The following is a 13,338-nucleotide window of genomic DNA, read 5'->3' as shown; positions in this document are numbered from 1 at the left end:
ACAAGCGGGATACTTCCCTCTGGTCCCCTGCTGCGCATGTGAAGCGCGACCGGTGCGGGAAAGCGCGTTGGTCCATTGCAGAGGGACGACAATGATCCTTTTCGTTATTGCCTATGCCGCAGGTGTGCTGACCATTGTCAGCCCCTGCATCCTTCCTGTCTTGCCCTTCGTGTTTTCCCGCGCCGGTCAGCCCTTCGCCAGGAGCATTCTTCCAATGCTCATCGGCAAGGTGGTGACATTCGCCGGAGTGGCAACACTCGCCGCGATCGGCGGCGATTGGGCGGTGCAGGCGAATGAAGCCGGCCGATATGCGGCGCTCGCAGTGCTCGCCGGCTTCGGCGTGACCCTGCTTTCGACGCGGGTCGCGGCCATGGTCACGCGCCCGGCAGTCGCACTCGGCAACCAGCTTTCACAAAGGGCCGCCGGGCAGAAGGCGAGCGTCGGAACATCTGTCCTCCTTGGGGTCGCAACCGGGCTCCTTTGGGCGCCCTGCGCAGGACCGATCCTCGGGCTGGTCTTGACCGGAGCCGCCCTTCATGGCGCCAATGTCGAGACGACGCTTCTGCTGACGGCCTATGCCGCGGGCGCGGCCACCTCGCTTGCCCTCGCTGTGCTCGCCGGAGGAAGGGTATTCGCGGCGATGAAGCGATCACTTGGTCTTGGCGTGCGTCTCCGGCAGGGCCTCGGCGTCGCCGTGCTTGCGGGTGTTGCGGCGATTGCGCTCGGGTTCGACGCAGGGCTGCTTGCGCGCCTGTCCTATGCGAGCACGACGACCCTCGAGCAGTCGCTCCTCGACCGTCTGCGCGGCAACTCCGCCGAGGCGAGGGCGAGCGCCGCACCAGCCGCCAACGACCCGCAGCAGGCCTATCGAAGCGATCTGCCGGTGGAGGGCATCTTCCCATCGCTAGGCGGCGCCGTAGAGTGGCTAAATTCCGAGCCGCTGACGGTGCAGCAACTGCGCGGCAAGGTGGTGCTCGTCGATTTCTGGACCTACTCCTGCATCAACTGCATTCGAACGGTTCCCTATGTCCGGGCGTGGGCGGAGAAGTACCGGGACCAGGGCCTCGTCGTGATCGGCGTGCATGCGCCCGAGTTCGCCTTCGAGAAGCGGATCGACAACGTCAAACGGGCGATGAAGGATTTCGGCATCGGCTATCCCGTCGCGATCGACAACGACTTCGCGATCTGGCGCGCCTTCGGCAACAGCTACTGGCCGGCGCACTATTTCATCGATGCCGAGGGACGGATCAGGCACCATCACTTCGGCGAGGGCGACCAAGCTCAGTCGGAGCGCGTCATCCAGGAACTGCTGGCGGAGGCGGCCGGCAGACGAAAGGACGATGGCGGCCTTGTGACGCCGAACGCCAAAGGCGCCGAAGCCGCGCCCGATTTTGCCAACCTCCAATCGGGCGAAGACTATGTCGGCTACATGCGAGCCGGAAATTTCATCTCGCCCGAAGGTGTCACGCCGGATGGGGCGCGCGACTATACAGTTGGAAGGCCACGCCGCAATCAGTGGGGGCTCGCCGGAAACTGGACCGTCGGTGCCGAGCAAGCGACGCTCAATCGGGCAGGCGGCGGCATCGCATACCGGTTCAGCGCACGCGACCTGCACCTTGTTCTGGGCCCGGGCGCAGGGGGAAAGAAAGTGCGTTTCCAGGTGAAGGTCGACGGCGTTGCACCGGGTCCGGATCACGGCTCGGACGTCGGCCCCGACGGCAATGGCACGGTCTCGGAGACGCGTCTTTACCAGCTTGTGCGCCAGTCGGCAGACGTGCGCGAGCGGACGTTCGAGATACGCTTCCTTGATCCGGGCGTCGAAGCCTTCGTTTTCACCTTCGGATGATCATTGTGGTTAGAAACAAGAGGAGAGTTCAAATGCGCATTCTGGTGACCACCTTTGCCGTCTTCGCACTCGCTGCCGCGCCTTGCGCCTGGGACAGCGACCCTCGGGAGCCGTCCGCGTTAGCGGCGCTCTTCGCCAGCCCAGCACTGCAGGCCAACGCCCGCGCCATCCGGCCGACGGCCGGCATGCAGGGAGCGTCTGCAGCAGCCGGCATCTCCGAGGCTTCGGTGGACTATCGCTGGTGACCGCGTCCGATAGTCTATTGCTGAATGGGTCGGCGTTGAACGCGTCGGCCCTTAGAATGTCCTGACGGTGGTTGAGGATGCGCCATTGCATGTCCTAAAAAGCCGGATCTATGACATTTGAGCCATAGCGCTTTCACCCTAGTATGAAGGCTCCAAACCCAACCGAATGGAGCCCCACATGACCCAGCATTCCAAAGGTACCGCGCTTATTACCGGCGCTTCCTCCGGCATTGGTGCGATCTATGCCGATCGCCTTGCGCGCAGGGGCTATGATCTGATCCTGGTTGCCCGCAACAGCGCTCGCCTCAATGAACTCGCCAAACGGCTGACCGACGAGACCGGACGCGCCGTAGAGGTGGTCGCGGCGGATCTCGGCAACAAGGCCGACCTCGGCCGCGTCGAGCAGATCCTTCAGACCGACGCCAGCATCACCTTGCTGGTCAACAATGCCGGTGTCGGCGCTACGGCCCCGCTGCTTGCTTCCGATATCGACAAGATGGAAGAGATGATCGCGCTGAACGTCAACGCGCTGACGCGGCTGACCTACGCAGCGGTCCCAGGCTTCGTTGCCCGTGGCACTGGTGCGATCATCAACATCGCTTCGATCGTCGGTATCGCGCCGGAATTGCTGAACGGCGTCTATGGTGGGAGCAAGGCCTTCGTCCTCGCCTTCACACTGTCGCTCCAGAAGGAACTTGCCGATAAGAACATCCGCATCCAGGCGGTCCTCCCGGGGGCGACCGCGACCGATTTCTGGGGCATCGCCGGCACGCCGCTCGAGCATGTGCCGAGTGAGATCGTTATGCCTGCCGAGGACATGGTGGACGCCGCGCTCGCCGGCTTCGATCTCGGCGAGCGGATCACCATCCCATCGCTTCCGGACGCTGCCGATTGGGAGACCTACGAAGCGGCGCGGCAAAAGCTCATGCCGCATCTTTCCCGCAATATCCCCGCCGCCCGCTATCGGGCCGCGATCAGGTAGCGTGTCAGTCCAGGAGCGACGCTGAACGCGCTCCAAGTCGAGCGCGTTCCGCACCCTCCATGATCAATGCATGACCGGTCGCCCAAAGCTCGACGGCGAGGGGGCGGCGATCCATCGAGAGCCGAGGAGAAGTGAGATGACCGGGTCAGCACTGACACCGCAAAAGGTTCTGTTTCTCGCCACCGGGCTTGCGGGTTCATTCCTGGTGAATCTGTCGGCGCAGTTCGCGTCGACCAACATCGCCGATATTCAGGGAGGTCTTTCCTCCACGGCGGACGAGGGTTCCTGGATACTCACTGCCTATACCATGGGCAGTTGTGTCGGGGTTGTCATCTCCGGCCTGTTGATCGGTGCGTTGAGTATCGGCCGCTATCTGGTCGCAAGTTCGGTCCTGTTCGCCGCGGCGGCGATCGCCTGTGCGATAACGGCCGATCTCGGCACCATGATTGCCTTCCGTTCGGTGCAAGGTTTCGCGGCCGGTGGGTACGGGCCTGCGGCTTTCGTCGCGATCTTCATGGTCGCCGGCGGTCCCCGCCTGCCTTATGCCGTCATCATCCTGGCATTTTCGCTTCTCTTTGCCGGAACGGCCGGGCCTGTCATTTCTGGTTTTGTCGAGGAAATTTTCGGCTGGAGAAGCCTTTTCCTGATTCAGGCGGCAATCGGCGCGCTGCTCGCCCTTGCCGCCCGTCTGTGGGCTCCGAACAATGCGCCCAACTGGCCTGCCCTTAAGGCCGATTGGATGGCCATTACGCTGTTGTCGCTTGCCCTGATGAGCTTGGTACTGGTCCTCAACCAAGGCACGCGCCGTTTCTGGTTCGAAAGCGAAATGATCGTCTGGGGCACGCTCGTATCCGTTGCGGCCTGGGCCGGGTTCGCATTCGCGATCCGTTTCTCCCCACTGCCGTTCATAACACCAGGGTTGCTCGTCACCCGGAGGTTCGGCATTCCGATAGGGCTCAATTTCCTTTTGCGTGCCGGCCTGGTGGTAAGCTCGTATCTGGTGCCGCAGTTCCTCGCCATCGTGCAAGGATACAGCTCGTTCGAAATCTCCGAACTCATGCTGTGGGCTGCAGCGGCGCAACTGATCGCACTGCCACTGGTCTGGTGGTTCCTGCATCTGTGCGATCTGCGCCTGATCATGGGACTTGGCGTCGTCCTCCTGGCCTTTGGTACTGCGCTCATGGTCAATGGCACGGCGCTCTCTGCTGGGGAGCAGTTTTGGCAGGCGCTCGCCATCTATTCGGCGGGCCAGCTCTTGCTGTTGGCTCCGGCCATGGTCGTCGGCACGGGCAGCTTGAAGCCTGCGGACCTCCCGACGGCATCGCTCGTATTCAACATGAGCAATCTGGTTGGCACGACGCTCGGCGTCGGCTTCATCTCGAACGTCGTCACGGAGCGTCAGAAGGTTCATTCCGGCGCCCTCTTCGAAGGCGCGTCGCTCGGCCAGGCCTTCGATGTAGATCGAATCTCCAGCCTCGCAGCTCTTGCGAGCCGAATGGCCGACGATGCGGGCGCCTTACTATCAGCGCAGATTGCTTCCGGAGCACAACGGCAGACATGGGCGCTCGCATTCGCAGATGGCTTTCTTGTCGTCGCCATCCTGCTGATGCTCGGCACCGTTGCAATCGCTGCAATAGGCCGTTCTCCGCCATTGCGCCGCCCTGTCAAGATCTCTCAAGGAGAAACGCCGTGAAACTGTGAAGTGCCGGCCTGGGAGTCTGCCCGCGACGGCGGTTTATCTCATGGCGCAAATATCGTATATCCAGCATTTCCAGACAGAGGGTCATTGCCATGCATCGGATCGGCTTTGTCGTCTTTCCAGGGTTCCAACTCATGGGCTTCGCGGCGGTCACGGCCTTCGAGATGGCGAATGTCGCCCTTGGCGAGCCGGTTTACGAGATAGAGCTGCTTTCGGAGAGGGGCGGCGAGGTCAAGTCGTCGGCCGGTTTCGGCGTTCTCGCGAAGGCCTTCGATGGCACCGCCTACGATACTGTGATGTTCGGCGCCAGCTCGACGATCGAGCCGATGACGCCGGCACTGATCGAGTTCGCGCGCCACGCGCTCAAAACGGCACGCCGGGTGGCGGCGCCATGTACCGGCGCCTTCGTCCTTGCGGAAGCCGGGCTGCTGGATGGACGCCGCGCCACCACCCATTGGGCTTTCGCGCGCCAGCTCCAGGAGCGCTTCCCGGCCGTACAGGTCGAGGAAGACCGTATCTTCATCGTCGACGGCAGCGTGTGGACGTCGGCCGGGATGACGGCGAGCATCGACCTTGCGCTTGCAATGATCGAGAAGGACCACGGTCAGGACGTCGCACGCTCGGTCGCTCGCAAGCTCGTCATCTATCATCGACGCGCCGGCGGACAGTCGCAGTTCTCCGCATTGCTCGAACTCGAGCCGAAGTCTGACCGGATCCAGAGATCGATCGACTACGCCAAAGCACATCTCCGCGGCGTGTTGTCGGTCGAAGAACTGGCGGATGCGGCGGGGCTGAGCCCGCGCCAGTTCAGCCGGGCGTTTCGGTCCGAGACGGGACAGTCACCCGCCAAGGCAGTGGAAAATCTCCGCGTCGAGGCCGCCCGGCTGATGATGGAGCAGGGTCGGCATCCCATGGACGTGATCGCGGTGGAGACCGGTTTCGCGGATCCTGATCGCATGCGCCGCGCCTTTCTGCGCACGCTCGGGCAGCCACCGCAGACGATCCGGCGAAATGCGCGCGATAGCGCATCTGCATAGTGCAGCCGACAGTGGAATTGTATCCGACTGTATCTGGGCCCGGGTGAACTACACGAGCTTTCATTCGGGGTCTTGCGAACTCACATTGGAGATACATGAACATCGCAATCCGCTGTTGCAGTTCACACAGTCCGGAGAAGATCGATGACAGGGGAAATCAATCTGCCGCGGCGGCGGTTCATGGGAGTGGCGGCGTTGACGCTCGCCGCCGCGCAATTGGGCATAAGCGGCCTCGCCGCAGCAAATGCAGCCGGTGATGCCGGCACTCCGGCGATCGCGCCAGGGACGAACACATTCTTCGCCTCGCTCAAGCAGATCGACGCGGGCGTCCTCAATGTCGGCTACGCCGAACTCGGCGCGGGCGACGCGCCTGTGGTCATCCTTCTGCACGGCTGGCCCTATGACATCCACACCTATGTCGACGTGGCACCTTTGCTGGCGGAGGCCGGCTATCGGGTGATCGTTCCCTATCTGCGCGGCTACGGGACGACGCGCTTTCTTTCGGCGGAGACGCCGCGAAATGGCCAGCAGTCGGCGATCGCTGCCGACATCGTCGCCTTGATGGATGCGCTCGAGATCGACAAGGCGGTCATCGCCGGCTGCGATTGGGGAGCGCGAACCGCCAATATCATCGCCGCTCTCTGGCCGGAGCGGTGCAAGGCCCTTGTGTCCGTGAGCGGCTACCTCATAGGCAGCCGTGAAGCCAACAAGATGCCGCTGCCGCCCGGCGCCGAGCATGCCTGGTGGTACCAGTTCTACTTTGCCACCGACCGCGGGCGCGCGGGCTACGAGCGAAACCGAAAGGAATTCGCGAAACTTATCTGGCAGCTCGCCTCGCCGAAATGGAATTTCGACGATGTCACCTTCAACCGCAGCGCGGCGGCTTTCGAGAACCCGGATCATGTCGATATCACGATCCACAACTACCGCTGGCGGATCAGCCTGGCCGACGGCGAGCGGAAATATGACGACCTGGAAGAAAGGCTCGCCGAATTCCCACTCATCGGGGTGCCGACCATCACGCTGGAGGGCGATGCCAACGGCGCCCCCCATCCGAAGCCCGCATCCTATGCCAAGAAATTCTCCGGCACGTACGCGCATCGGTTGATCACCGGCGGCATCGGTCACAACCTGCCGCAGGAAGCGCCCCAGGCCTTTGCCCAGGCTGTCTTTGACGTCGATCGTTTCTGATCACTTTTGCTGCCTTCGACTGCCGCGTCCTTTCAGACGCATCAAGATCGCTGTACACTTCTAAAGCGCGTCCGCGTTCAACAAATGCGCGACGCGCTTTTGATATTTCATCCTGTTCAAATCGCGGCGCACTTTCTGGCGACATGCCCTCGTTGTTTCTGGCTTTCACGCGTCGCTTGTGACACCGCGTTCGTATTGTAGTGTGTCCGTTCCGCATTCTGCCAGCATTCGCTTACTTTTCCGCCCGGTCGCGAAACATTCCATCCACGTGCGGAACGGCATGTGTGCCTCGACAGTCCGACAAGCCAATTTGGCTCGGCGTCATCAACTCTGTCGAAGGAAGGACACCATGACCGAGATCGAGAAAGTACTTTATACAGGCAAGACGCGCACCACCGGCGGCCGTGAAGGCGCATCCCGCAGTTCTGACGGGCACCTCGACATCAAGCTTTCCTCACCCGGCAGTTCGAGGCCGGGGACCAATCCAGAGCAGCTCTTCGCGGCCGGCTGGTCGGCCTGCTTCATCGGGGCGATCGGAAAGGCGGCCAGCGAGCGGAAAATAACACTTCCGGCCGATCTGGCGGTGGATGCGGAAGTGGATCTGCGCCACGGCGCAGGCGCCTATTCGTTGCAGGCCCGGCTCAATGTGAGCATTCCGGGCATCGACCGTGACACGGCACAGGCGCTGGTCGAAAGGGCGCATCAGACCTGCCCTTACTCCAAGGCGACGCGTGGCAACATCGCAGTCGAGATCAACATCGTCTGACTCGGAGAAGATGGCTCCCGACCGATGGTTCCGGCCGGGAACACCAGCAGGCATCGCGCAGGGGCGGCGTTCAGATCGCTGCGCATCAATTTGCACAGGCGCGACGCCGACTCCCAAACAAAGGAGAAAAGCATGACCACTGCAATCAACAGCGAAAGAGCGCGGCCGATCGACATGAAGCTCGAGGTCATCGTCGTCCCCGTCTCGGATGTCGAGCGCTCGAAGGAATTCTACGCGAGCCTCGGTTGGCGTCTCGATGCCGATTTTTCTGGGGATGACGGCTACCGGGTGATCCAGTTCACCCCGCCCGGGTCCGGCGCCTCGGTCATCTTTGGGCAGAATGTGACCGATGCGGAACCGGGCTCCGCCCAGGGGCTGTACCTCATCGTTTCCGACATAGAGGCCGCCCGCGAGGACTTGCGTGACCGCGGCGTCGACATCAGCGAAGTGTTCCATGCGGGCGACGTGCACGCGGGTAACGACGAGCCGTATCTGTTTGGTCGGCTCCGGGTTGGCGGCGCGGATCCCGAGCGCCGCAGCTACCGCTCCTATGCCTCGTTCCGCGATCCGGATGGCAACGGCTGGCTTTTCCAGGAAGTCACCGCGCGACTGCCGGGGCGGATCGACGCGAGCACCGCGACATTCGCCTCGGCCGCCGATCTTGCGGGCGCTTTCCGGCGCGCAGAGGCCGCCCACGGCGAATACGAGAAGCAGCTCGGTCACCGGGACGAGGATTGGCCGATCTGGTACGCCGAGTATATCGTCCGGGAGCAGATTGGCGAGCCGCAGCCCACGTGATTAAATGGATGCCACATCAGGGCGGTCGAGGCGGCCCTGATGTGTTGTCGAGGGGGCTGAGGGCCTATTGTCGCAGACTGATTTCCGCCACCAGACCGCCGCCGTCGCGGTTGCGCAAGGTGAGCGTGGCACCAATCGCGGTCGCGAGCTGTTGGGCGATGGCGAGGCCGAGACCGGTCCCGCCCGTGTCGCGGTTGCGCGATTGCTCCAAGCGGAAGAAGGGTTTCATGACGGCCTCCATCTGACTTTCCGGGACGCCAGGACCGCGATCGAGGACTTTTATGACCAGGGTGTCGTCGGCGTGGCGCTGAGCCTCGATTTCCGCAGCGCCGCCGAATTTGAGCGCATTGTCGATCAGGTTGGTGAGGATCCGCCTCAAAGCGTGCGGCCGGGTGACGATTGCGCCGTCGCTCACTTCGCCGACCGTGACCGTCTTGCCGGTATCCTGATAGTCATAGGCCAGGCTCTCGATGAACGAGGCGACATCGAGGCGCGAGGCTTTTTCGTCGTTGCCATGGGCGCTGCGTGCATAGGCGACCCCTTCCTTGACGAGACGTTCAACCTCGTCGAGGTCCTGAATGAGCTTATCCCTGTCGATGGAGTCTTCAGCCATTTCCGCGCGGAGTTTCATGCGCGTGATCGGTGTCTGCAGATCATGTGAGATCGCGGCCAGAATCTGCACGCGCTCCTCCAGATACTGCGTGATGCGATCGCGCATCGCATTGAAGGCCGTAGCCGCATAGGCGACTTCCCTAGGTCCGGTTTCGCTGAGTCGCGGCGTGTTGCTGTTGAGATCAAGCGTGTCGGCGGCTCTCGCCAGATTGGCGAGGGGACGGATTGCCTGGCGCATGGCAAACCAGCTGCACAGTACCAACAGAGAAAGCTGCGCAATGAGCACATAGGGCAGCCAGTCGGCCACGGGCATGACGCCCTTTGGCGTGACCTCTATTGTCAGCGGCTCGCCATCGCTCAAGCGAAGATGTGCCTGGAGGCGCCGCGCTCCACCGGGGATGGATTCGACCTCGATCGGGTATTTCGTGCCTATGGCCGCCTGGATCTTGGAGGCGACCTCGGCATCGTCCGGCTCAAGCATGGGATTGCCGGGGATGCCGCGCCCCAGAACGAACCTGTAGGATCCGCGATCAAGGTGGTCCAGCCAAGCGGCGCGCTCGGCCGCGGGGAGCCGGTCGAGGATGGCGATCGACGTGGCGACGTCGTTTTCGAGCGTATTGAACATCACCGACCTGGCGGCGATGTAGCGTTCGGAAAACAGCGCCGTAAACGACATGACATGGGCGACCGTCAGGCCGGCAAGAAGGATAACAAACAGCCGCGCTCTGAGCGTGCGCGGCCACAGGCGAATTCCATTGAGGAATGCGGGCATCGCCATCAGCGGGGCTCCACGATCTCGACTGGCATCGAAAAAACATAGCCCTCGCTGCGGACGGTCTTGATATAGGTCGGTTCCCGGGCATCGTCGCCAAGGCGCTGGCGAACCCGGCTGACCAGGAGATCGATGGAGCGATCGAAGAGCTCGGCCTCGCGTCCCTGCGTGAGGTTGAGGAGCTGATCGCGATTGAGGACGCGCTGCGGGTGATCGACGAAAACGCGTAGCAGCCGGTATTCGGCGCCGCTGAGCGCAATCGCAGTGCCGTCGGCATCGACGAGGTGCCTTGCCGTCGTGTCGAGCTTCCATTCGCCGAAACGCAATAATTGGCCGGCCTCCGAGATCTGCAGATTGGGCGGCAGCATGCGCGCGCGCCGCAGGACCGCCTTTATGCGGGCAAGTAGTTCGCGCGCCGAGAACGGCTTGGCGAGATAGTCGTCGGCGCCCATTTCGAGCCCGATGATGCGGTCCATCTCGTCGGAGCGGGCGGTCAGCATGACGATCGGCGTCGCCTTGTGTCTGCCGACACGCAACTCGCGGCTCAATACCAGGCCGTCGTCGCCCGGCATCATGAGGTCGAGAATAATCAGATCGACGGTATTGGTCTCGAGGAACGCGCGCATCTGCCGCCCGTCGGCGACGGCGGTAACGCGCAGACCGTTCTTCTTCAGGTAGGTTGACACCAGATCCCGGATTTCGCGGTCGTCGTCGACGATCAAGATGTGGTCGATATGCTCCATTGCGTAATCTCCACCGCTCACGCCCCATCTCTTAAGCCGTGATAGCAATATTCACCGGCTCGCGGCCCGTTCGGAAGCGAGGATGCAGACGCGTTAGGCTTGGCGCAAGGGCCGGAAAGCGGCGCGCAGCTCGGCGCTGAACAGGTCCGGTTCTTCCCATGCGGCGAAGTGGCCGCCCTTGTCCACTCGGTTATAGTAGATGAGGTTGTGGTACGCCCCTTCCGCCCAGCTTTTCGGCGGCTTGTAAACCTCGCCCGGAAAAATCGTCACCGCCGCCGGGATCGCGATAGGGGCCAACTTGCCGCTGCCGGCACTGTTCTCCCAATAAATCCGGCCGCTCGAAGTGCCTGTGTTCGTCAGCCAATAGAGCGTGATGTTATCGAGGATATCGTCGCGGCTCAACGCGCGCTCCGGTTCGCCACGGGTGAACACCCAGTCGGCGAGTTTGTCATAGAACCACGCCGCCAATCCAACTGGCGAGTCGGCGAGACCGTAGCCGATGGTTTGCGGACGTGTCCCCATGATCGCCGCATATCCGAATCCCTTGCCGAGGAACTCCCTGGCCTGGTCAAACACCACCCGTTCTTCGCTCGTCAGACTTGCCGGCGTGGGATCTCCGCTCCTCAGGGCCCTGGCAATTTCTGACGGGATGGTCGTCGAGCGCTCAATCCTGTTGACATGGATGCCGAGCAGGCCCGGCGGAGCTTGGCGGCCCATGGCATCGGAAATAATGGCACCCCAGTCGCCGCCCTGTGACACGTAGCTCGTATATCCAAGCCGTTTCATAAGCACGTCCCAGGCGCGGGCGATCCGCTCCGGGTTCCAGCCGGTGCCTTTCGGCTTTTCCGAAAAGCCGAAGCCGGGAACGGACGGAAGCACGAGATGGAAGGCGTCCTGGTCTCTCCCACCGTGCGCCGTGGGGTCGGTCAACGGACCGACGACTTTCAGGAGTTCGAAGACAGAACCGGGCCAGCCGTGGGTCATGATGAGAGGCAATGCGTTCGCATGAGGCGAGCGAACATGGATGAAATGAATGTCGAGGTCGTCGATACGCGTCAGAAACTGGGGCAGGGCATTGAGTTTCGCCTCTGACTTACGCCAGTCGTAGGCCACCTCCCAGTGGCGCACGAGCGCCTGAAGCTTTGCAAGCTGCACACCCTGAGATCGGTCGTCGACCGTCTCCGGGTCAGGCCAGCGCGTCGCGGCAAGGCGCCGGCGGAGATCGACGAGCTCTGCCGCCGGAACGTCCACGCGGAACGGGCGAATGTCGCCGCCCTTCAAAGGCATCGTGGCGCCCGCTTCGGCGACAGCTTTCGCAGGGCGAAACATGCCAAGGGCTGTCAGCGCGGCTCCGCTCAGGAGCAGAGCCCGGCGGGACAGCGCGGACGCGTCGGTCGTCTCCTGTGCGGTCATTGTCGCTCTTCCTTCTTTGTAGTTGTCGGGATGCATGTCGAAACGCTCACTTGACCGGAACGACAAGCGGGGTGCCTTTCTCAACGATGTATGTCGCGAGTTCCGATGCCTTACCGCTGCCGACATTCTTCGCCACATGCGCCACTCCGGCCGGGATGAACAACGCTTCGCCGGCATGAAGCGTGACCGGCGCTCGACCCTCGAGCAGATATTCCAGCGAGCCTACGAGAACATAGGCCACCTCTTCGCCCGGATGAGCGTGCTTGATGGAGACTGCGCCGGGTTCGATGTCAACACGCACCTGGACCGCTTCGCGGCCAGGCACACCGAGATCGTGCTGCAGAAGGTCGGTGCGCTGGATTCCCGGTTGCTGCGCCTTGGCCGCGTGCAACGCAAATCCGCTTCCAACGATCAGCAGCGCAGCCGCCATGATCCGAGACATCTTCATAAGGTCATCCTTTCCCGCACTTGGTTGGGCCTTCATCTTTAAGGCAAGCGCTGACATCTAGACTTCGGCGTGTATTGTCGATGTGTCGGCCGGGCGGGAATTTTGTAACGGCATGTATCGCGGCAGGTACCGACGGAATTTCACGTCCCGGATCCGCGAGGAAGGACGTATGTGCGAGTATCAACCAGCCATTGCCTACAGTTCGATACACACCGGCTGTCTTGGTGAAAAAACCAATACACAAAGACGCGCGATCTCCTCTGGGGGCAGGGGCAATCAGCTCCCTAGCCAAGCGCAACGCAAGAGGAAGATCGCAATGTACGATATCACAACCCAACCCGAGAAGATCCGCGGCCTGCGGGGGCACTCCACCGTAGGCACCAACGACCTGGATGCTGCAACGGCGTTTTATGACAAGCTGCTCGCCGTGTTCGGTATAGGGCACGTTCTCGTTTAGCCCGGAAGAGCTGTCTATTATGGGCTCAAGACGCTCGAATTCGGCGTGATCAGACCGTTCAACGGCGAGACGGCAAATGTCGGCAATGGCGGGATGGTGGCATTCGAGGCCCGTTCTCGTGCCCAGGTTCAGGAGGCACATGCGGTCGCTTTGGCAGCCGGCGGCTCTGACGAGGGTGCGCCTGGCACTAGAGGGGAAGGCTCCGACGGTCCGTACTGCGCATATTTCCGCGACCCTGAAGGCAACAAGTTCCTAGGCTGTAGTGACAAATTAACCGGGAGAGGATTGAACTAACCCGCTGACGCGGGAGAGGTCGGGTTTGGAGGCGC

General features: G+C 62.3%; 12 protein-coding genes and 1 pseudogene. 9 read left to right on the top strand and 4 right to left on the bottom strand.

Features of this window, described 5'->3' with window-relative positions; translation table 11 throughout:
- Positions 1 to 91: 91 nt before the first annotated feature.
- From N181_RS22085 to N181_RS22050, 8 genes are all read left to right on the top strand, one after another.
- A complete protein-coding gene (locus tag N181_RS22085; RefSeq protein ID WP_037431928.1) occupies positions 92 to 1,846 on the top strand; it encodes a cytochrome c biogenesis protein DipZ in 1,755 nt (584 codons plus the stop codon).
- A 32-nt stretch (positions 1,847 to 1,878) separates the two neighbouring features.
- A complete protein-coding gene (locus N181_RS22080; protein WP_037431927.1) occupies positions 1,879 to 2,091 on the top strand; it encodes a hypothetical protein in 213 nt (70 codons plus the stop codon).
- 178 nt (positions 2,092 to 2,269) lie between these two features.
- Positions 2,270 to 3,073: an SDR family NAD(P)-dependent oxidoreductase gene (locus tag N181_RS22075; RefSeq protein ID WP_037431925.1), complete on the top strand. Its 804-nt coding sequence runs from the start codon at positions 2,270 to 2,272 to the stop codon at positions 3,071 to 3,073.
- A 136-nt stretch (positions 3,074 to 3,209) separates the two neighbouring features.
- Complete coding sequence (locus N181_RS22070; RefSeq protein WP_037431923.1) at positions 3,210 to 4,766, top strand: MFS transporter; 1,557 nt, start codon at positions 3,210 to 3,212, stop codon at positions 4,764 to 4,766.
- Positions 4,767 to 4,864: 98 nt separating this feature from the next.
- Positions 4,865 to 5,809 (top strand): GlxA family transcriptional regulator, encoded by a 945-nt coding sequence (locus N181_RS22065; protein ID WP_037431922.1) that lies wholly within the window; start codon positions 4,865 to 4,867, stop codon positions 5,807 to 5,809.
- Positions 5,810 to 5,953: 144 nt separating this feature from the next.
- Complete coding sequence (locus N181_RS22060) at positions 5,954 to 7,000, top strand: alpha/beta fold hydrolase (RefSeq protein ID WP_037431920.1); 1,047 nt, start codon at positions 5,954 to 5,956, stop codon at positions 6,998 to 7,000.
- A gap of 349 nt (positions 7,001 to 7,349) precedes the next feature.
- The gene (locus N181_RS22055) at positions 7,350 to 7,766 is read left to right on the top strand and encodes an organic hydroperoxide resistance protein (RefSeq protein ID WP_037431919.1); all 417 of its coding nucleotides are present in this window, start codon (positions 7,350 to 7,352) and stop codon (positions 7,764 to 7,766) included.
- Positions 7,767 to 7,898: 132 nt separating this feature from the next.
- The gene (locus N181_RS22050; RefSeq protein WP_037431936.1) at positions 7,899 to 8,564 is read left to right on the top strand and encodes a VOC family protein; all 666 of its coding nucleotides are present in this window, start codon (positions 7,899 to 7,901) and stop codon (positions 8,562 to 8,564) included.
- A 64-nt stretch (positions 8,565 to 8,628) separates the two neighbouring features.
- Here the strand turns inward: N181_RS22050 and N181_RS22045 are convergent, their stop codons facing one another.
- The 4 genes from N181_RS22045 to N181_RS22030 all read right to left on the bottom strand — a co-directional run bounded on the left by N181_RS22045 (position 8,629) and on the right by N181_RS22030 (position 12,552).
- Entirely contained in the window at positions 8,629 to 9,954 is a 1,326-nt protein-coding gene (locus tag N181_RS22045) for a sensor histidine kinase (RefSeq protein ID WP_037431915.1), read from the bottom strand.
- Positions 9,954 to 10,691: a response regulator gene (locus tag N181_RS22040; protein WP_037431912.1), complete on the bottom strand. Its 738-nt coding sequence runs from the start codon at positions 10,689 to 10,691 to the stop codon at positions 9,954 to 9,956. Before N181_RS22040 ends, N181_RS22045 begins: the two co-directional genes overlap by 1 nt.
- A gap of 93 nt (positions 10,692 to 10,784) precedes the next feature.
- On the bottom strand, positions 10,785 to 12,104 hold the full coding sequence (locus tag N181_RS22035) for an epoxide hydrolase family protein (RefSeq protein ID WP_037431910.1): 1,320 nt from the start codon (positions 12,102 to 12,104) through the stop codon (positions 10,785 to 10,787).
- A 46-nt stretch (positions 12,105 to 12,150) separates the two neighbouring features.
- Complete coding sequence (locus N181_RS22030; RefSeq protein WP_037437360.1) at positions 12,151 to 12,552, bottom strand: cupin domain-containing protein; 402 nt, start codon at positions 12,550 to 12,552, stop codon at positions 12,151 to 12,153.
- A 316-nt stretch (positions 12,553 to 12,868) separates the two neighbouring features.
- Here N181_RS22030 and N181_RS22025 point away from each other — a divergent pair.
- Positions 12,869 to 13,303: pseudogene (locus N181_RS22025) on the top strand (VOC family protein).
- The last annotated feature ends 35 nt before the right edge of the window (positions 13,304 to 13,338 follow it).

Origin of the sequence: Sinorhizobium fredii USDA 205 (assembly GCF_001461695.1) — a bacterium.
GTDB classification, from domain to species: Bacteria; Pseudomonadota; Alphaproteobacteria; order Rhizobiales; family Rhizobiaceae; genus Sinorhizobium; species Sinorhizobium fredii.
Note: the sequence above shows the minus strand (reverse complement) of the source record. Positions and strands in the feature narration are given on the sequence as shown.